This window comes from bacterium (assembly GCA_004322275.1).
Taxonomy (GTDB): Bacteria; Desulfobacterota; Deferrisomatia; order Deferrisomatales; family BM512; genus SCTA01.
The window spans coordinates 56,556-75,308 of the sequence record SCTA01000013.1 but is presented as its reverse complement, the minus strand read 5'-3'; the positions used below and the strand labels follow the sequence as shown (position 1 = coordinate 75,308).

The window sequence follows — 18,753 nt, the reverse complement described above, 5'->3', positions numbered from 1 at the left end:
CATTAATGGCTTTTAAAAATATTCTCATATTCCAGACGGCTTTTCTCGGCGACGTGGTCCTGACCACGCCGCTCTTTCGCGGTGTCAAGAGGCTCTTTCCTTCCTCGCGCCTGACCCTCCTGACGACGCCGGAGGCGCGCCCCCTCGTCGAGGAGGACCCCTTTCTGGACGCCATACTCACCTTCGACAAGAAAAAGAGGGAGGGGTTTAGCGCCGTTCTCGGAAAGATCAGGGGAGGAGGGTTCGACCTTTTGCTCTCCCCCCACCGCAGCCACCGGACTTCGCTGATCGCCATGCTCTCGGGCATTCCGGTCAGGGTGGGGTACGGGCAGGCGGGGTTTTCCTTCGCCTACAACCGCAAGGTGGAGCGGAAGATGGAGCTCCACGAGGCGGACAGGATACTCGGTCTTCTTCGCGGCCTCGGAAAAGAGCCGCTCCCCGAAGACCGAACGCTCTTTTGCGGGTACACCTGCAGGGAAGGCTGCGAGGTTACGGAGCTTCTCGAAGCGGCGGGAGTAAAAGAGGGCGAGAAGCTCGCGGGAATAGCACCCGGCTCGGTCTGGGCCACGAAAAGATGGCTTCCCGGCGGGTTCGCCGAGGTCGGGAGGGAGCTTTTAAAGGCCGGACTTCGCCCCGTGCTGATAGGCGGGCCTGACGACGCACCTCTGGCTGAGAAAATAGCCTTTGAAATAGGCCCGGAGGCGGTCAACGCCGCCGGAAAGACCCGGCTCAAGGCGCTGCCCGCGTGGATGGACCGCTTCGAGGTCTTCATAACGAACGATTCCGCGCCCCTTCACGTTGCGGGCGCGAGATCCACGCCCACGGTCGCCATTTTCGGCGCGACGGTGAGGGAGCTGGGCTTCGGGCCTCTCGGGAAGAACTCCAGGGTCGTCGAAACTTCCCTTTCCTGCCGCCCCTGCGGCCTCCACGGCGGGCGCGAGTGCCCGGAAAAACACTTTCGCTGCATGGCCGATATCTCCCCCCGCGCTGTCATGGACGCCGTGAGGGAGCTTTTGGGAGAAAGATGAGAATTCTTCACGTCGATACGGGAAAAAGCTGGCGGGGAGGGCAGGGGCAGGTGATGAGCCTGCACAGGGAGCTTACGAAGGCTGGGGTCTCCTCCCACCTCGTCTGTTCCGAGTCCGGCGAGCTTTACAGGCGGGCGAAGGGCGAGGGGCTTTCCGTGGAAGAGATGCCCCTGCGCGGCGAGTGGGACATCTTCTCAGCCCGGCGCATAGCTAAACTCCTGAAAACCGGCAATTTCACCCACCTTCACCTCCACAGCTCCCACGCGCAGGGAATCGGCCTTGTCGCGGCGCGGCTGGCGGGGTTCAGGAACGTTATCGTGACCCGCCGGGTGGACTTCGTCCCTAAAAAGCACCTCTTCAACCGCTGGAAATACGGCTCCGGCGTCGCCCGTTTCGTGGCGATAAGCTTGGCCATAAAAGAGATACTTGTGAATTTCGGGGTAAGCCCCGAGAAGATTCGCCTTGTTCACAGCGGGGTGGACCCTGACAAGACCAGGCCCGGCTCCGGAGAGAGTTTCAGGCGCGAACTGGGGCTCGCTCCCGGCGAGCTTCTGGCGGGCAACATCTCCCATCTCGCCGATCACAAGGGGCTCAAATACCTTATCGACGCCGTTCCTCTGGTTCTGGCGAACCATCCGAATACCCGTTTCGTCATCGTGGGTTCCGGCGAGCTTGAGGAAGAGCTGAAGATGCAGGCAAAATCCCTTGGCCTCGGCGGCAAACTCGTCTTCACCGGCTTTCGCAAGGACGTGGACGCCATTATGGACGGACTCGACATCTTCGTCATGTCCTCCCACATGGAGGGGCTCGGCACCATCGTCATGGACGCCCTCGCCTCGAAGACTCCCGTCGTCGTCACCGGTGCGGGAGGCATCCCCGAGATAGTGGAGGACGAAAAGCAGGGCTTCGTGGTCCCGGCGAAAGACCCGAAGGCGCTTGCCGGTGGTATAATCCGCCTTCTGGAGAGCCCCGAGCTTCGCGCGGCTTTCGGCGAGGCGGGGCGAAAGAGGGTTATCGAGAAGTTCAGCGCAAGGGCGATGATGGAAGGAAACCTCAGGGTGTACGAGGAGCTTTTGAAGTGACGGAGCGGAAGATTCTCCTTATCCGCCTCTCGTCGCTCGGCGACACCGTTCTCGCCACCTCGGCGGTGGAGGCGCTTGCGGCCGCATTTCCGGGCGTGAAGGCGGATATTCTCACCAAGCCCGGCTTTACCGAGGTCTTCGCCGGAAACCCCGCCGTGGGCGAGACGATAGCGTGGCCCGAGAATATTTCCGCCGCCGGGACGGCGAAGCTGCTGGCCGGGAAGAACTACGATTTCGTCGTCGATCTCCACGCAAACCTCCGCACCCGCCTCCTTCGCCTCTTCCTGCGCGGGCCGAGGTGGAGCGTCTACCGCAAGGGGGCGGTCAGACGGAGGATAGCCCTTCTCCTCGGCACGGCGAAAAACCTCCGCGAGAGCCACGTCGTGGACAAGTACATCGCCGCGCTGGCCCCGCTGGGCGTCCCTGCAAAGAGAAAACTCCCTCGCCTCTACCCCGGCGAGGACGCGCCCGACGCGGCGGCTGTGACCCTCTGCATGCTCGGGTGGGACGGCAGTTCGAGGATAATGGCGCTCGCCCCCGGAGCCAGGTGGCCGACGAAGGCCTGGCCGGAGGAAAAGTGGACTTCGCTTGCGAAAAAGGCCTCGGAGGGCGGTTTCTTTATCCTCATAGTCGGAGGTGGGGAGGACGAGGAGCCGGGTAAACGGATACTCGCGGCTTCCGGCGCGAAGGGGCTGGTGGCGGCGGGAAAGACCGCCGTTCTCGGGACCTCGGCTCTCCTCGGCCTCAGCTGCGTCCTCGTGACGAACGATTCCTCCCCCCTTCATATCGCCACCGCCTCGGGAACCCCCGTCGTGGCCCTCTTCGGGCCGACGGTGAGAAATTTCGGCTTCTTTCCCCTCGGCGAGCGCGACGAGGTCGTGGAAACCTCGCTCGAATGCAGGCCCTGCTCCCTCCACGGCGCCAGGGACTGCCCCAGGTCGCACTTTCGCTGCATGAGGGAGATAACTCCCGAGGCGGTCTACGAGGCGGCGCTACGGGCAGCGAAGCCCGAAGGTGAGAAGTGAAGCTTCTTCACGTCACCCAGATCCATTGGTACAACGCCGAGGTCCAGTACGCCTACGACCTCGCCGAAGCGCAGGCCAAGCGGGGATGCGAGATACACGTCCTCACGCGGGCAAACTCCCTTTCGGCGCGGGTGGCTGCCGAGCGCGGGTTTCGGGTCATCGGGGAGGACGGCTTCAACGCCAAGGGGCTCGGCTTCTGGAAGGCTTTGCCCGCTTCGGGCCGGTTCAAAGAGCTTCTGAAGCGCGAAAAATACGACGCGGTAATCGTCCACCGCTCGGAAGGACTGCCGTTCATCGCTTACGCCGCGAAATCACTTGGCGTGCCTGTTATCCGGGTTCGAGGGGACATGCGCCCGGTCCGCTCCGACCCACTCAACAGGTTCGTCTACCGTAAGCTCCTTTCGGGGGTGGTCGCCTCGAACGCTTCAATCGAAAAGGACCTCCGGGACAGGCTCGGGGCACTTCCCCGCCTCGTCACCATCCACGGCGGCGTAGACGCGAGAGAGTTCTCGGACGAGGGAAGCAAAGCCGCGATTAGAAGCGAACTTTCCTTTCCCGAAGATACCTTTCTCGTCGGGCTTCTGGGAAGGCTCGGAGATGTCAAGGGCCACGTACACTTCCTCGAAGGAGCCCGCCTCGCCCTGCTGGAGAAGGAAAACCTCGGCTTCGTCCTCCTCGTGAAGAACCTGGCCGAAAACGACGTGATGAAGGCGGTGCGAAAGAAGATTTCCTCCGACCCCTCCCTGGAAAGGGCGGTGAGGATAACCGGCAGAAGGCCGGATCTGCCCGCCGTCCTTCGCTCTTTCGACCTCGGCGTCGTGGCCTCCACCGGCAGCGAGGCCAACTGCAGGGTAGGGCTCGAGTGGATGGCGTGCGGGGTTCCCCTTTTGGCGACGAGGATCGGCGTTTTGCCGGACCTTGTGGAGGAGGGGGTCAACGGGTTGCTGGTTCCCCCCGCCGATCCTCCCGCGATGGCGAAAGGGATTCTCGATATGGTGAAAGCTCCCGAGAGAAGGTCGCGCATGGGACGGGAGGCGAGAAGGATAGTCGCCGAACGCTTTACCGTGGAGCGCCTCGCCCTCGAACACGAAAAACTCCTGAAGGATATCCTTTCTGCCGGGCGCTAAAAAATCGTATACTGAACCACTTGCGGACTTCTCCTGACAACAGCCTCCCGGAGCGGATGCCAAGATGGTGGACATAAAAAAGCGGCTGATAAAAAACCTCCCGCACCTGCTGGCTAAAATGAGCGGCAGCAAGGTGGTGGTGATAGGCGATCTGATACTCGACAGGTTCCTGTACGGCACCGTGGATCGCATCTCGCCTGAGGCTCCCGTGCCGGTGGTGGACGTGCGCGAGGAAAAGAACCTCCTCGGCGGAGCGGCCAACGTCGTGAGGAACATCCGCTCGCTGGGCGGCAACGCCTGCCCCGTCGGCGTGGTGGGCTTCGACGTCGCGGCCGACGAGATAGAGCTACTGCTCAAGGGGTCGGGAATCGAGCCCGCCGGCCTCGTCGTGGACCGGCTTAGGCCCACGGCGGTAAAGACCCGCGTCATAGCCCAGCACCAGCAGGTCGTCCGCTTCGACCGCGAGGAAAAAAAGCCGCTTTCGCCCGAAGTCTCCCGCAAGGTGAGGGAGAGCGCCCTCTCGGCCCTTTCCGGGGCCTCGGCGATAATAGTCTCCGACTACGGCAAGGGGGTGGTCCACGCCGAGCTGATGACCGAGGTTATAGCGCTGGCGAAACAGAAGTCGATACCGGTCTGCGTCGATCCGAAGCCGGTAAATATCTCGCTCTACCGGGGCGCAAGCGTGATAACGCCCAACGCGCGCGAGACCGAGGCGATGAGCGGCATCGGGACCGCCACCGACGAAGAGGCCACGGCGGCGGGGAAGGCTCTCATGGAAAAACTCGGGACCGAGTCGATACTGGTCACAAGGGGCGAGAGGGGCATGACCCTGGTGCGAAGGGAAGGGCCGCCCACCCATATACCGACAATGGCCAGGGACGTCTTTGACGTCACCGGCGCGGGAGATACGGCGATCTCGGTCTTCACCCTGGCCTGGGCTGCCGGGGCCGACATCGCCGATGCGGCTTACCTCGCCAATCTCGCCAGCGGCATCGTCGTCGGCAAGCTCGGAACCGCCGTAGTAACGCCGGAGGAGCTTAAAGAAGCCCTTTCCGCCTGTGTCTAGGAAGTTGAAAGCACCTTGAGCGTTCCACAGCCCCCAGCCCCCTGCCTGCTCGTCTTCGGAGTCCTCCTGTCGGGCGGGCTCGGCGAAGATCCCGTGGCCGCGAAGGTTGCGGAGAGCTTTGGAGAGATCGGAGAAGTTAAGGAATTCGCCCCTTTCGGCCACACCGGCTACTACGAGCGCGAGATGGGAGAGGGGATACGCAGGGGGTTCTTCGTTATGAAGGAACTCGTCGACCCCGGAACCCTCGCCGACGTTAAACTTCGTTCCAACGCGCTGGAAACCGAACTTTCCGGAGGGACCCGAAGACGCGCCAACCTCGATCCGGGGCTACTCAACCTCACCCAGTTCGTTTTGGCGACGGGAAAGCCCGCCGGACACCGCATCTACCTCGGCAAAGGCATCTGGGCGGAGATAGAGTATCTTTTCCAGTTCGGGGAGTTCAAATTCCTGGACTGGACCTACCCGGATTACCGCGAACCCGGGATCGTGGAGTTTTTCAACACCCTTCGGGCCGGGTATAAAATCCGGCAGAGAGAGAAAAGATAATGTTGCGGTCAATGACCGGTTACGGGACGGCGGAATCCGTCGTCGCGGGAAGAAAGCTGATCGTCGAGATAAAGACGGTCAACCACCGCTATTTCAATTTCACGGCGAAGCTCCCGCAGAACCTCTCCATCCTTGAAATGAACGTGCAGACCCTCGCCAAGGCCCACCTTTCGCGCGGGCAGGTGAGCGTCTTCGCCTCCTGGGACAGGCGCGGCAGCGGCGGCGCGCTCCCCTCCATCAATATCGAAACCGCAAAGGCCCTCTTCGAGGACCTGAAGAAGGTCCGCAAGGAGCTTTCCATCGGCGGCGACATAGAGATAGCCCATCTCCTCTCCATTCCCGCGCTCTACACGCAGGCGGAGCCTTCCGCCGACCCGGAAGAGCTTTGGGAGGGTGCGAAGCCGGTTTTCGAGAAGGCGCTTCTTGACCTGGACGCCCTCCGGAGGCGCGAGGGAGACGACCTTCTGCGCGACCTCAAGGGGAAGCTCGCGGTAATGACGGAGCTTATGGGGAAAATCGAGGGGCGAAGGTCTTCCATCGTCGCGGAGCAGAAGCTCCGGCTGGAAAAGAGGATAGGGGAGCTTGTCCCCGAGGTGATCTTCGACGCCACGGTCGCCGAGCGCCTCGCCGTGGAGATAGCCCTCTTCGCCGACAGGGTGGACGTGAACGAGGAGCTGGTGAGGCTTCGGAGCCACATCGAAAAGTTCCTCGAAATGCTCTCGCTGGAGGGCGCGGTCGGCAGGAAGATAGATTTCCTCATTCAGGAGATGAACCGCGAGGTCAACACCATCGGCTCCAAGACTCCCGACGCCGATTCCTCCGCGATAGTGGTCGAAATGAAATCCGAGCTGGAAAGAATCCGCGAGCAGGTCCAGAACATAGAATGAGCGATGATATGTCTGACAGATCCCACGCTTCCTTTACCCATCTTCACCTCCACACGGAATACAGCCTGCTGGACGGTGCGATACGCCTTTCGGACCTTTTCAAAAAGGCGAAGGAGTTCCGCTTCCCCTCGCTCGCCATGACCGACCACGGCGCTATGTTCGGCACGGTGGATTTCTACAAGGACGCCCTGAAGGCGGGGATAAAGCCGATTATCGGCTGCGAGGCGTACATCGCGCCGGGAAACATGCGCGACCGCTCCCCCGGCCCCGACGGCGAGCACTATTATCATTTAATTCTGTTGGCCAGAAACGAGAAGGGGTACCGGAACCTCTGCCGTCTCGTGAGCGCCGCCAACCGCCACGGCTTCTACTACAAGCCCCGCATGGACAGAGAGCTTCTGGCCGCCCATTCGGAGGGGCTTATCGCGCTTTCGGCGTGTCTCCAGGGCGAAGTCCCCTTTAACATCCGCAAGGGGAGGATGGAAAAGGCGAAAGAGATAGCCAAAGAGCATCTGAAGATCTTCGGCGAGGGGAATTACTATCTGGAGATGATGGAAAACGGCCTCCCCGAGCAGCGGAAGGTCAACGAAGCGCTGATGGTCCTGAGCAAAGAGATATCGGTTCCGCTCGTCGCCACCAACGACTGCCACTACCTCGAACAGAAGGACGCGCTCAGCCACGAAGTGCTGATGTGCATCCAGACGGGGAAGACCCTCTCCGCGGAAAACCGGATGAGGATGGAGACCGACGCTTTCTACCTGCGCAGCCCCGAGGAGATGGCGGAACTCTTCTCCTACTGCCCCGAGGCGATTGCGAACACGATGGTAATCGCCGACAGGTGCAATCTCGAACTGGATTTCAAGACCACGCACTTCCCGAAGTACAAGCAGGACCGCGAGGAGAGCCTCGACGACACCCTCGACAGGCTCGCGAGGGAAGGGCTCGAAAAGCGCCTCTCCGAGATGAGCTTCGACTCGGAAGAGACCCAAAAAGCCACCGGGGAGCGCTACCGCGAGAGGCTGGAGATAGAGCTTAAAGTCATCCGGGAGATGAAATTTCCCGGCTACTTCCTCATAGTTCAGGATTTCATCAACTGGGCGAAGAACAACTCCGTGCCGGTGGGGCCGGGGCGCGGCTCGGCGGCGGGAAGCCTCGTCGCCTGGGCTCTTCGGATAACCAACATTGACCCGATTCCGTATGACCTTCTCTTCGAGAGGTTCCTGAACCCCGAACGCATATCCCTCCCTGATATAGACGTAGACTTCTGCTTCGAGAACCGCCAGCGGGTGATCGAGTACGTCACCGAGCGCTACGGCGTAGATCAGGTGGCGCAGATAACCACCTTCGGAAAGATGCTCGCCCGCGCGGTCATACGCGACGTGGGAAGGGCGCTAGACATCCCGCTCGCAGAGGTGGACAAGATCGCCAAGCTCGTTCCCGACAGGCTCGGCATCACCCTCGAAGAGGCGGTGAAGGAAGAGCCGAGGATCCGGGAGATGATGGAGGCTGACGCGAGGGTCGCGGAGCTCATGACCCACTCCCTGCGGCTCGAAGGGCTCAACCGCCACGCCTCAACCCACGCGGCGGGAGTCGTCATCTCCAACCGCCCCCTCGTCGATTACCTCCCGGTCTACAACGGAAAAGAGGGTGAAACCGTCACCCAGTTCGCCATGAAGGCGGTGGAGACGATAGGGCTGATCAAGTTCGACTTTCTCGGCCTGAAGACCCTCACCGTCATACAGGGCGCGGTAGACATGATCAACCGCCGCCTCCCAGAGGGCGGCAAGATAGACATCGACAAGATTCCGCTGGAGGACCAGAAGGTTTTCGAGCTTCTCTGCAAGGGGCAGACCACCGGCGTCTTCCAGCTTGAATCCTCCGGCATGAAGGAGCTGATGATCAACCTTCGCCCTTCGGTCTTCGAGGACATAATCGCCCTCGTCGCCCTCTACCGTCCCGGTCCTCTCGGCTCGGGGATGGTGGAGGATTTCATCAAGCGAAAGCACGGCGAGATTCCCACCGTCTACGAGGTGCCCGAGCTCGAACCGATACTGAAAGACTCCTACGGCATCATCCTCTATCAGGAACAGGTCATGAAGGTGGCCCAGGTCCTCGCGAACTACACCCTCGGCGAGGCCGATCTTCTGCGGCGCGCGATGGGCAAGAAGATCGCCGAGGAAATGGAGAAGCAAAAGGAGCGTTTTCTCAGCGGCGCGAGGGAGAACAAAATTCCCGAGGAGAAGGCGAAGAGAATCTTCGACCTGATGGCGGAGTTCGCCAACTACGGCTTCAACAAGTCGCACTCCGCCGCCTACGCGGTGATAACCTGCCAGACGGCGTGGCTCAAGGCCCATTATCCCGTCGAGTTCATGGCCTCCCTGCTCACCAACGACCGCGCCCACTCCGACAAGATAGTAAAAGACTTGGTCGAGTGCAGGGAGATGGGGATAAACGTCCTTCCCCCCGACGTGAACGAATCCGGCCTCTTCTTCGACGTGGCGGGAGACAAGATACGCTTCGGCCTCGCGGCGGTGAAAAACGCCGGCGAGGGAGCGATAGAGGCGGTGCTCGAAGCGCGCCGCAAGGACGGCCCCTTCCTGGGACTGATGGATTTTTGCGAGAGGGTGGACCTTCGGCGGACCAACAGGAAGGTTATCGAGAGCCTTATCCACTGCGGCGCTTTCGATTCCCTCGGCGGCCTCCGTTCACAGTACCTGGCCTATCTCGACATGGCGATGGAGCGCTCCGCCGCCCTTCAGCGCGACAGGGCGCGCGGCCAGACCAATTTCTTCGGTATACTTTCCACGACCCCTGCGAGCGGGGCGGAGCCGGACAAGACCGACCACCTGCCCGACATCCCCGATCTCTCGGCGGCGGACAAGCTGCGCGCCGAAAAGGAGCTGCTCGGCTTTTACGTCTCGGGCCATCCTCTTCGCGAGTGGAGCGACCTGCTGGAGCTGTACACCGACGGCACCATCGCGGCGGTTGCGGAGGCGGGCGCGGATCAGAGCCAGGTCACGGTCGGCGGCGCTATCTCGTCGCTGAAAGAAAAGGTCACCAAGACGGGAAACAGGATGGCGATTGCCACCCTGGAGGACATGGAGGGCGCCATCGAGCTGGTGGTCTTCCCCAAGACCTTCGAGGCGTGCGCAACGCTCCTTCGCTCCGACGCGCCGGTAATCATCCGGGGCAAACTGGAAAAATCCGAGGATTCGGTGAAGGTTATAGCCGACAAGATAGTCCCGCTAAGCGACGCGACGGCGGAAATGACACGCGAGGTGCGCATACGCATGAACGCCGGGATGCACTCCGAGGCTGACATCGAGGCGCTCCACCGGGTGATCGTCTCCGGCGAATTCAAGGGCGACTGCCCCGTCTTCGTGGACGTGGAGTTCCCCGGTAAGGCCCTGGTGGCGCTCAGGCTCCCCAAAAACCTAAGCGTCGCGCCCTCGATGCACTTCAAAAAATCGCTCAAGAACCTTTTCGGGGCCGACGTGGTCTCCTTCAAATAGGCGCGGTAAAAGAAAACTCTATGGAGAGACGGACCTTCTATATTCAGACCTTCGGCTGTCAGATGAACGACCACGACAGCGCCGCGATAGCCTCCATGATGGAGGGCGCGGGGTTCGTCCGGGCCGAGGGACCCTCCGACGCCGGAGTAATACTGGTGAACACCTGCGCCATCCGCGAGAAGGCGGAGCAGAAAGCCTACTCGCAGATAGGGCGCTGGCGGCTCCTCAAAAAAGAACGCCCGGACCTCATCATCGGCGTCGGCGGCTGCATGGCTCAGTCCGAGGGGCAAAAGGTCTTCACCCGTGTCCCCTTCGTCGATTTCGTTTTCGGCACTCAGACCATGCACCAGATACCCGAGATGGTGCAAAAGGTGAGGGAACGCAAGAAAAAGCCTGTATGGATCGGGATGCAGGCCGACGCGGCTTCGATGGAAAAACTCTATGTCCACACTAAAGGCGAGGGGCTCAAGGCTTTCATCACCGTCATGCAGGGGTGCGACAACTACTGCTCCTACTGCATAGTCCCCTTCGTGCGGGGCAGGGAGCTTTCCCGCTCCAGCGCCGGGATAGTGGCCGAGGCCGAAAGGCTCGCCGCGTCCGGCGTCCGCGAGATAACGCTCCTGGGGCAGAACGTCAACTCCTACGGACTCAAAGGTGGAGACGGGGCCGACTTCGCGGAGCTTATAAGGCGCGTCTCGGCGGTCGAAGGGATAAAACGGCTACGTTTCACCACCAGCCACCCCAAGGACCTCACCGACGACCTCATCGCCATCTTCGCCGAGGAGAAAAAGGCGATGCCTCACATACATCTCCCGCTCCAGTCCGGCTCCGACGAGGTGCTAAAAGCGATGAACAGGCGCTACACCTCCGGCCACTACCTCGGGCTCATAGAAAAGCTGAGAGCTGCGAGGCCCGACATAGCGATAACCACCGACCTCATCGTCGGTTTCCCCGGCGAGAGCGTCGAGGATTTTCAGGCGACCCTCGATATCATGCGAAAAGTGGTCTTCGACGGCCTTTTCAGCTTTAAATTCTCCCCGCGCAAGGGAACCAAGGCCTTCGACATGGCCGACACCATCCCCGAAGCGATAAAGGAAGAGCGCCTCGCCGTGCTCCAAGCTCTCCAGCAGGAGCACACCATACTCAAGAACCGCGAGTGCGTCGGGGGAACCTTTGAGGTGCTGGTTGAGGGGCGCTCAAAGGCGGGCGAGGGGCAGCTCACCGGGCGCACCCCGCACAACCGGATCGTGAATTTCGAGGGGCCGGAGGCGCTTGCGGGCAGAGAAGTTCTTGTTAGGGTTACAAGGTCGTGGATTAATTCGATGACGGGGGAGTTGGCGTAGAAGGTAGGGTGGGCTCGGCCCACCAATCTATAGTTTGCGTGGCTTTGCCCCGCGCCCCTGGCCACCTTTGAGAAGGTAGGATGGGCTTTAGCCCATCTGTCTACAGCTTGCGGGCTACCCGCCCGCGCCCGGCACCGCTTCTTTTGACCGCCCAAAAGAAGCGGTGGGAAGAAAAGGCGCGCCCCCTTTGCGCCAAAACGCTCGTTCATCGCTCGGCGAGCGCGCAAATCGCCACGGGCTCATGGCGCGCAAGGTAGTTTTACACTATTTCGGTCGAAAAAGGTGAAGCCATGACGGACAAACCCATCGACATTATCAGAACCTCTTTCGGCAGGGCCTTTCGTCCCGCCGCCGTGGCGGAGGATATCTGCGAGGTTTCCCGCGAGAGGCTCTCGGGGATACTCGAAAGGATAACCCCGGAGGTGACCGGAAGGTTCTCGGGCTGCGGGAGCCCTATTCCGGAGGCTATCGGGGGTTCGCGGATACTGGATCTGGGGTGCGGAACCGGGCGCGACGTTTTTTTGTGCGCCGCCCTCGCCGGTCCGAAGGGGTACGTCATGGGGCTCGATACCGAGCAGGCCGCCCTCGCCGTCGCCCGCAAGGCCATAAACACCATAATGGAGAATTTCGGATTTATTGAGCCCAACGTCGCCTTCCGTCAGGGCAGCATAGACTCCCTGGCCGACGCCGGTCTCTACGACGAGGATTTCGACGTGGTAATCTCTAACCGGGCGCTCGGTCACGTGAGCGACAAGCTAAAAGTTCTTCGGGAGGTCTTCCGGGTGCTGAAGAGCGGCGGAGAGTTCCAGTTCTCCGACGTGTACTGCGACCGGAGGCTACCCAAAGAGGTCGAGAGCGACGAGGAGCTAAAGCGCGAAGAGCTCGGCGGGGCCGTCTACCTCGGAGATTTCCTCCGGTTGGTGCGCTCGGCGGGTTTTCGCGACCCGCGCATAGTGGTGAGCCTCCCCCTTGAAATCACCGACACCTCTCTTTGCGAAAAGCTCTCCGGGGCGACTTTCCGCGCCGTCACCTTCCGCCTCTTCCGCATCCGCTCCCTCGAAGAGGGGGAGGAGGACTACGGGCAGGCCGCAATCTACAAGGGCACGGTGGAGGGCTTCCCGAACCGCTTCGCCCTCGACGAAGAGAACCTCTTCGAGACCGGAAAGGCGCTTCGCATCGGCGGAAACACCGCCAGAATCCTGACCGAATCCCGCTTCGCCCCCCACTTCACCCTCATCGGCGGCCAGTCCCGCCACTTCGGGGCTTTCACCAGAGGTTGATGAGGTTTTTTACACGTCTGCCAATAAAAATGCCCGCTTTCGCGGGCATTTTCAGTTTCAAAGGTTTGGCTATCTCAGTTCGCGTACCACGGGGGCAGGTCGTCGAAGAGGTTGTCGTCTCCCGCCTCCAGCCTTGCGATGATGTCGTTGCCGGTAAAGAGAAGCCAGACGGAGGAGCCGCTGGTTCCGTCGATGAAAATTTCCCCGTCGTAATAAAAGCCGGTAACGGTATCCATCACGACCGGCTCGGCGGTGTCGATGACGACGTAGCCGTAATCGCTGTCGTAGATTCTGCCGTTCAGGGACTGGGTCGCCAGCTCGTTTACGTAGTCGGTATCATCGGTGAAGACGAGGTTGCTGTACGCGAGGGAGTATCCGAGCGAGGTGTCTTCGTAGAGAAGGTTCATAGTAACCATGTCTTTTACGTAGCTTGCGCTCTCGGTGTAGGCGAGCCGAAAGGAGCCGGTGACCTTGACCGGTCCGGCCCAGAAATTGTCGGCGAAGGTGGCGTTGACCGTCCCCTTGGTGGTAGAGCCGGAAACGCTCCACGTTTCCGAGACGTAGACCGTTCCGTAGAGGGGAGGGGCGTCGGCGGAATCGGAGAAGTTGGTGAATTCCACAGTAGCGTTATAGGTGGTGTAGGTCTCGGTGTAGGTGACGAAGGCGCTGCCGGAAAATTCGCCGGGTATTATTTTCGTTGCTCCGGCGGTGCGGACAAGAGACCTGACGTCGCGGGCGAGGCTGCTTACCTTCGCAAGGCCGCGCAGATTTTCCCTGCCGGAGGTCTCGCCGCCCGCGTTCCTGAAAACTATGTAACTGGCGGGATTATCGAAAGAAACGACGTTGTCCGTAAGGGTCTCGGCGTTCGCCGGAGTGAGAACGGCGGGAGTGGTGGCACCGTCGTAACCGGCGGGGATGATCACTCCTCCGCCTCCGTCGCCACTGTCCGTCGCACTGACGCTGCAACCGAAGAGACCGCCGATACCGGCGAGCAGCACAAGGCACATTATGTAAAATCTGATTTTCATAGGCTTCTCCTTCAAGGCTGTTTGCGGCGGCCCTGATTTTCTCACGGGAGCCGGGTCGAAGCAAGCCCCCGCATTCTTGCAATCGGCCTTCGTCGCAGTATGATTTTTGTTATCGTCCGGGGCTGCCCAGGACTTGAACGCAACGGGAGAAAAGCAGTGGAGATAAGGGTCGCCGGATGGGCGGGTTACGGGTTCGCGGTCTCGCTGCTCGCAGTAATTTCTCTCGTTATGGCGGGGCTCGGGACGAGGTGGGGGTTCTGGGACTTTCGCACGGGGTTTTTATTCCTTCGCGCCGCGGTGGTGCTGGGGGTTATCGGAATCCTGCTCTCACTGGTTTCAGCCTTTCCCGCCAAGGGGGTTTTCTTCACCCTGGCCCTTCTGGGCATCCTTATCGGCCTCGTATCGGCTGGCATTCCGTTTAAATGGTACCGCATGGCCAAGAGCGTTCCCGTCATCCACGACATAACCACCGACTGGGAGGACCCTCCCCGCTTCGACGCCATTCTCCCCATAAGGCAAAGCGCGCCGAATACTGCCGAGTACGGGGGCGAGGAGATCGCCGCCCAGCAGAGGAAGGCATACCCCTCCGTAGTTCCGAAAATCCTCGACGACCCGCCCTCGGAGGCTTTCCGCAAGGCTCTGAACGCCGCCATCGGCCTCGGCTGGCAGGTGGTCTCGGCGGACATGACCTCGGGGCGCATCGAGGCCACGGATACAACCCTCTGGTTCGGCTTCAAGGATGACATCATCATACGCATAAGGCCGAACGGCCCCGGCAGCAAAGTGGATGTACGCTCCGTCTCGCGGGTGGGGAAGAGCGACGTGGGCGCCAACGCGAAGCGCATCGAAAAATATCTGGCCCGCCTCGCCCGGGAGTCCTGAAAAAGATGGCGAGGTACGACTACGACATAGGCGTAATCGGCGGCGGGGCGGCGGGGCTGACCGTGGCGGCCGGGGCGGCGCGCTTCGGGGCGAAAGTCCTGCTCGTCGAAAAATCGGAGCGCCTCGGCGGCGACTGCCTCCACACCGGGTGCGTTCCCTCCAAGACCCTCATCAAAACCGCGAAGGTTCTCTCTCTGGCCCGGCGTTCGAGGGAGTTCGGCCTTCCCTGCCTTGAAATTCCCGAAATAGACCTCGGCTCCGTCATGGACAGGGTCCAGAGGGTGATAGACAGGATACAGGCCCACGATTCGCCTGAGCGCTTCTGCGGCCTCGGGGTAAAGGTCCTCTTCGGAAATGCCTCATTTGTTGACGGTCACACGGTGGAGGCCGGAGGCGAGAGGATTTCCGCCCGAAGCTGGGTGCTTTCCACCGGTTCTTCCCCGGCCATCCCTCCTGTCGAGGGGCTTGCGGAGGTTCCCTACTGGACGAACGAGACGGTATTTTCACAGCGGGAGCTGCCGGAAAAACTTATCGTCCTCGGGGGCGGCCCCGTAGGCATCGAACTGGCCCAGTCCTTCCAGCGCCTCGGCTCGATGGTTACGGTCGTCGAGTTTATGGACCAGATTCTGGGGGCCGAGGATTCGGACGTAGCCGGGGTAGTCCGGGAGCGGCTGCTGACGGAGGGAATGGAACTTCTCACCTCGACAAAGGCTGTTCGCGCACAAAAGAGTCTCATGGGCGTGAAACTCACCGTTTCACCCTCCTCCGGCGGTGAGGAGCGCTTTCTCGAAGCCAACGCCCTCCTCGTTGCGACGGGGCGAAAGCCCAACGTCGGAGGGCTGAATCTGGAAGCCGCCGGAGTCGGGTTTTCCGCAAAGGGAGTCCCCGCCGATGCGAGGCTGCGGACGAATATCCCGCACATCTACGCCTGCGGCGACGTAAACGGCGTCTTTCCCTTCACCCACGTCGCGGGCTACGAGGGGGGGATAGCCCTCACCAACTCTGTCCTTCACCTGCCGCGAAAGGCGGATTACGGAAAAATTCCCTGGTGCACCTTTTGCGACCCGGAGGTAGCCAGCGTGGGGCTGAGCGAGAAACGCGCCATAGAGGAGGGGCTGGAGTACCGGGTACTGACCGAGCGCTTCGCTGAAAACGACCGCGCCCTCGCCGAAAGCGAGGCGGAAGGGTTTATCAAGGTGCTGATCACCCCTAGGGGCAAGCTGCTGGGCTGCCAGATTGTGGGCGCGAGCGCCGGGGAACTCATCCACGAGTGGATTCTGGCGGTCAGCGGCGGGGCGAAGCTCTCGACCATCGCCGGAGGCGTCCACGTCTATCCCACCCTCTCCGAGATCTCTAAACGCGCGATGGGGTCGTATTACGCCGAGAAACTCTTCAGCGAGAGGACGAAATCCCTCCTAACCTTCCTCTTCAACCTCAAAGGCAGGGGCTGCGAGTTGCCCGAAGCATGACGAACAAAGGACAGAAGATTCTGGTGCTGGCAGGGGGAGGCCACGCTCATGTCTACATCCTTGCGAGGGCGCTTGAGCTTCAGAAAGCCGGAGTGAGGGTCATACTTGTCTCTCCCGAGGAGTACCAGTATTACTCGGGGATGGGCCCCGGCCTCCTTTCGGGAATCTATCAGCCCGCCCAGACCCGCTTCGACCTTCGCAGTTTGTCTGAAAGGGGCTGCGCCGACTTCATAAAAGGTGCGGTGAAGGCCGTAAATCCCGAGGAAAAGTCGCTCACCCTCGAAGACGGCTCCGGGCTTTCCTACGATATCGTCTCCTTCAACGTCGGCGGCCGCGTGGAGATCGGTAAAATCTCCGGAGCGCGGGAGTTCGCCCGTCCGGTAAAGCCGATAAGCAATCTCTTTAAAGCCCGCAACGAAATTCTGGCTCTTGCCCGCAAAAAACTCAATTTCGCCGTCGTTGGAGGCGGCCCCGCGGGGGTCGAGGTAGCGGGAAACCTCTGGCGGCTCTCGAAGGAAGGCGGGAACGAGGGCTCCATAACCGTAATCGAGGGCGGAGAAAGAATTCTCGGAGCTTTCCCGCAAAAGGCTTCCGAGTACGCGAGAAGCTCCCTTGAAAAGCGCGGGATACGGATAGTCACCGGCGGAAGGGTCAAAGAAATAGGAAAATCCGGGGTATCGCTCGAAACCGGCGAGGTTGTCCCGGCTGATTTCACCTTCCTCGCTACCGGCGTCTCTGTGCCCCCCATCTTCAAGAATTCGGGGCTCTCCGCCGGTTCCTCGGAGGGGCTGGAAATAGACGATTTTCTCAGGCACCCGAAATACCATGAGATTTTCGGGGGAGGGGACTGTGTGACGAATCCCGGCCATCCACTGCCGAAGGTGGGCGTTTACGCGGTGAGGCAGGCGCCGGTACTCTACCGGAACCTCTTCGCCGCGCTGACCGGAGGAGAGTTGACCCGCTTTCGGCCGCAGAAAAAGTACCTTCTGATACTCAATCTCGGCGACGGGACCGGCCTTTTCGTAAGGGGAAATCTTGTCGCCCGGGGGGAATGGGCGCTCTGGCTGAAAAACCGGCTGGACACCTCTTTTATGGCAAAGCACCGGGCTTGACGTACGAAGATTCCTTCGCAAGCGGGAGTTCTATGGTCACTTCCAGGCCGCCTCCCGGAGCGTTGAAGGCTTTCACCCTGCCGTTGTGGAGACTTATGGCTCTTTTCGTTATCGCGAGCCCTATTCCCGCCCCGCCGCTCTGGCGGTCCCGCGCCTCGGCGACCCTGTAGAAGGGCTCGAAGAGGTTTTCAAGGGCGCTTTCCGGCACGCCGGGACCGAAATCCCTCACGGAGACGACCGCCAGACCGGTCTCGCCGCCCTCTTTCCGCCTGAGGCGCACCTCCACCTCGCTGCCCTCTTTCGTGAAACGGACGGCGTTTCGTATTACGTTCTCCACGGCGCTGTGGAGGAGGGTCTGGGAGCCCTCCGCGAAGAGCGGTGAGTCCTCGGCCACCCTGACTCCGCAGCCGCGCCCCTTCGCCTCGAAGTCGGCATCGTCCGAAACCTCCCGCACCAGAAGCTGCAGCGGGACGAGGGCGCGTTCGCCAATCTCGCCCGCTTCGAGCGACGCCAGAGTAAGCAGGTGGCCGATGAGCTCGTTCAGAACCTCCGCCTCCCGCTCTATCCTGTCCAGTGCGAGGGTTGCCTCGCTCCCAGCTTTCGGCCGTGCTATGCCGAGCGCGACGTTGAGTCTGGCCAGCGGCGAGCGAAGCTCGTGGGAGATGTCCCGCAGAAGCCTGCGCTGGGAGGTCAGAAGGGTTTCGATGCGCTCCGCCATCAGGTCGAAATCCCGCCCGAGCTGCGCGGTCTCGTCGAATCTCCCGCCGAGTGAGGGTGCGACGCGCACGGAGAGATTCCCCTTCGCCAGTTCCTGTGTGGCGTGGCGCAGCTTGCGGATGGGGCCGCTGAGGGAGCGGGCGAGAAACCAGGAGACGCCCACGACGATGAGGAAGACCGACAAAAGGCGAAGGCCGAGGCCGTAAGGGTCGGTAAAGCGCTGCCAGTCGGAGGGCGGCTGTAACTCCGCAACCAGCACGTAGTCTTCGTCGAGCGGCAGGGCGATCCAGAGACCGTTTTTGCCCACGTCGATCTCCCTTTGCCCGGTCGCTGCGGCTTTTGCGGCCAGCTTGGCGGCCTTGCGCGGTATCGAAGGGGTGTCGAGGGGATCGATTCCGTTGCGAAAGAGAATGACCGCTCCCGTCCCGCGCCCGATTTTCTCTTCGGCCACGCTCGCCCTCAGCGCCTCCGCGCCGCCCTCCCGGTAGGCGGCGGCAAACTTATTCCCGGCGTTAGTCAGGCGCTCTTCGTGGCGGATGAACTCCGCCCGGTGGGGGTCGGCGGTCAGGGCGAGCACGACCAGAACCCCGCCTATAAGGAGGGTCGCGCCGAGAAAACTCAGGAATATCCGCAAAAAGAGGCTGCGCAC

The 18,753-nt window shown here is 61.4% G+C and carries 15 protein-coding genes; 13 read left to right on the top strand and 2 right to left on the bottom strand.

Features of this window, described 5'->3' with window-relative positions; genetic code table 11:
- The first annotated feature begins 5 nt into the window (after positions 1-5).
- The 10 genes from EPN96_03780 to EPN96_03735 all read left to right on the top strand — a co-directional run bounded on the left by EPN96_03780 (position 6) and on the right by EPN96_03735 (position 12,896).
- Entirely contained in the window at positions 6-1,028 is a 1,023-nt protein-coding gene (locus EPN96_03780) for a glycosyltransferase family 9 protein (protein ID TAL17886.1), read from the top strand.
- Complete coding sequence (locus EPN96_03775) at positions 1,025-2,110, top strand: glycosyltransferase family 1 protein (protein TAL17885.1); 1,086 nt, start codon at positions 1,025-1,027, stop codon at positions 2,108-2,110. Before EPN96_03780 ends, EPN96_03775 begins: the two co-directional genes overlap by 4 nt.
- Positions 2,107-3,135 (top strand): glycosyltransferase family 9 protein, encoded by a 1,029-nt coding sequence (locus EPN96_03770; GenBank protein TAL17884.1) that lies wholly within the window; start codon positions 2,107-2,109, stop codon positions 3,133-3,135. Before EPN96_03775 ends, EPN96_03770 begins: the two co-directional genes overlap by 4 nt.
- A complete protein-coding gene (locus tag EPN96_03765) occupies positions 3,132-4,262 on the top strand; it encodes a glycosyltransferase family 1 protein (protein ID TAL17883.1) in 1,131 nt (376 codons plus the stop codon). The genes EPN96_03770 and EPN96_03765 overlap by 4 nt, the downstream gene beginning before the upstream one ends.
- Before the next feature lie 64 nt (positions 4,263-4,326).
- A complete protein-coding gene (gene rfaE1, locus EPN96_03760; protein TAL17882.1) occupies positions 4,327-5,328 on the top strand; it encodes a D-glycero-beta-D-manno-heptose-7-phosphate kinase in 1,002 nt (333 codons plus the stop codon).
- 15 nt (positions 5,329-5,343) lie between these two features.
- Positions 5,344-5,874, top strand: coding sequence for a DUF4416 family protein (locus EPN96_03755; protein ID TAL17881.1), 531 nt, complete (start codon positions 5,344-5,346; stop codon positions 5,872-5,874).
- Positions 5,874-6,761, top strand: a complete 888-nt coding sequence (locus tag EPN96_03750) for a YicC family protein (GenBank protein TAL17880.1) — start codon at positions 5,874-5,876, stop codon at positions 6,759-6,761. The genes EPN96_03755 and EPN96_03750 overlap by 1 nt, the downstream gene beginning before the upstream one ends.
- Positions 6,762-6,769: 8 nt before the next feature.
- Positions 6,770-10,273, top strand: coding sequence for a DNA polymerase III subunit alpha (locus EPN96_03745; protein TAL17879.1), 3,504 nt, complete (start codon positions 6,770-6,772; stop codon positions 10,271-10,273).
- Positions 10,274-10,293: 20 nt separating this feature from the next.
- On the top strand, positions 10,294-11,616 hold the full coding sequence (gene miaB, locus EPN96_03740; GenBank protein TAL17878.1) for a tRNA (N6-isopentenyl adenosine(37)-C2)-methylthiotransferase MiaB: 1,323 nt from the start codon (positions 10,294-10,296) through the stop codon (positions 11,614-11,616).
- 290 nt (positions 11,617-11,906) lie between these two features.
- Entirely contained in the window at positions 11,907-12,896 is a 990-nt protein-coding gene (locus EPN96_03735; GenBank protein ID TAL17877.1) for a methyltransferase domain-containing protein, read from the top strand.
- A 74-nt stretch (positions 12,897-12,970) separates the two neighbouring features.
- On the opposite strand, the gene EPN96_03730 is transcribed toward EPN96_03735, so the two are convergent.
- Positions 12,971-13,924 (bottom strand): hypothetical protein, encoded by a 954-nt coding sequence (locus EPN96_03730; GenBank protein ID TAL17876.1) that lies wholly within the window; start codon positions 13,922-13,924, stop codon positions 12,971-12,973.
- Positions 13,925-14,023: 99 nt separating this feature from the next.
- On the opposite strand from EPN96_03730, the gene EPN96_03725 reads away from it, so the two are divergent.
- From EPN96_03725 to EPN96_03715, 3 genes are read left to right on the top strand one after another with little or no spacing between them, the layout of a single operon-like run.
- Positions 14,024-14,806 (top strand): DUF1499 domain-containing protein, encoded by a 783-nt coding sequence (locus EPN96_03725; GenBank protein TAL17875.1) that lies wholly within the window; start codon positions 14,024-14,026, stop codon positions 14,804-14,806.
- 5 nt (positions 14,807-14,811) lie between these two features.
- Positions 14,812-16,275 (top strand): FAD-dependent oxidoreductase, encoded by a 1,464-nt coding sequence (locus EPN96_03720; GenBank protein TAL17874.1) that lies wholly within the window; start codon positions 14,812-14,814, stop codon positions 16,273-16,275.
- The gene (locus EPN96_03715) at positions 16,272-17,387 is read left to right on the top strand and encodes a pyridine nucleotide-disulfide oxidoreductase (protein TAL17873.1); all 1,116 of its coding nucleotides are present in this window, start codon (positions 16,272-16,274) and stop codon (positions 17,385-17,387) included. Before EPN96_03720 ends, EPN96_03715 begins: the two co-directional genes overlap by 4 nt.
- Here EPN96_03715 and EPN96_03710 read toward each other — a convergent pair.
- A complete protein-coding gene (locus EPN96_03710) occupies positions 17,365-18,753 on the bottom strand; it encodes a HAMP domain-containing protein (GenBank protein TAL17872.1) in 1,389 nt (462 codons plus the stop codon). The two genes, EPN96_03715 and EPN96_03710, sit on opposite strands and share 23 nt — an antisense overlap.

What these genes read in the sequence shown, in the direction of transcription:
- EPN96_03780 (TAL17886.1), top strand. Translation starts at nt 6, where the DNA reads ATGGCTTTTAAAAATATTCTCATATTCCAGACGGCTTTTCTCGGCGAC.
- miaB (TAL17878.1), top strand. Translation starts at nt 10,294, where the DNA reads ATGGAGAGACGGACCTTCTATATTCAGACCTTCGGCTGTCAGATGAAC.
- EPN96_03720 (TAL17874.1), top strand. Translation starts at nt 14,812, where the DNA reads ATGGCGAGGTACGACTACGACATAGGCGTAATCGGCGGCGGGGCGGCG.
- EPN96_03775 (TAL17885.1), top strand. Translation starts at nt 1,025, where the DNA reads ATGAGAATTCTTCACGTCGATACGGGAAAAAGCTGGCGGGGAGGGCAG.
- EPN96_03730 (TAL17876.1), bottom strand. Translation starts at nt 13,924, where the DNA reads ATGAAAATCAGATTTTACATAATGTGCCTTGTGCTGCTCGCCGGTATC.
- EPN96_03725 (TAL17875.1), top strand. Translation starts at nt 14,024, where the DNA reads ATGATTTTTGTTATCGTCCGGGGCTGCCCAGGACTTGAACGCAACGGG.
- EPN96_03735 (TAL17877.1), top strand. Translation starts at nt 11,907, where the DNA reads ATGACGGACAAACCCATCGACATTATCAGAACCTCTTTCGGCAGGGCC.
- EPN96_03750 (TAL17880.1), top strand. Translation starts at nt 5,874, where the DNA reads ATGTTGCGGTCAATGACCGGTTACGGGACGGCGGAATCCGTCGTCGCG.
- EPN96_03745 (TAL17879.1), top strand. Translation starts at nt 6,770, where the DNA reads ATGTCTGACAGATCCCACGCTTCCTTTACCCATCTTCACCTCCACACG.
- EPN96_03715 (TAL17873.1), top strand. Translation starts at nt 16,272, where the DNA reads ATGACGAACAAAGGACAGAAGATTCTGGTGCTGGCAGGGGGAGGCCAC.
- rfaE1 (TAL17882.1), top strand. Translation starts at nt 4,327, where the DNA reads ATGGTGGACATAAAAAAGCGGCTGATAAAAAACCTCCCGCACCTGCTG.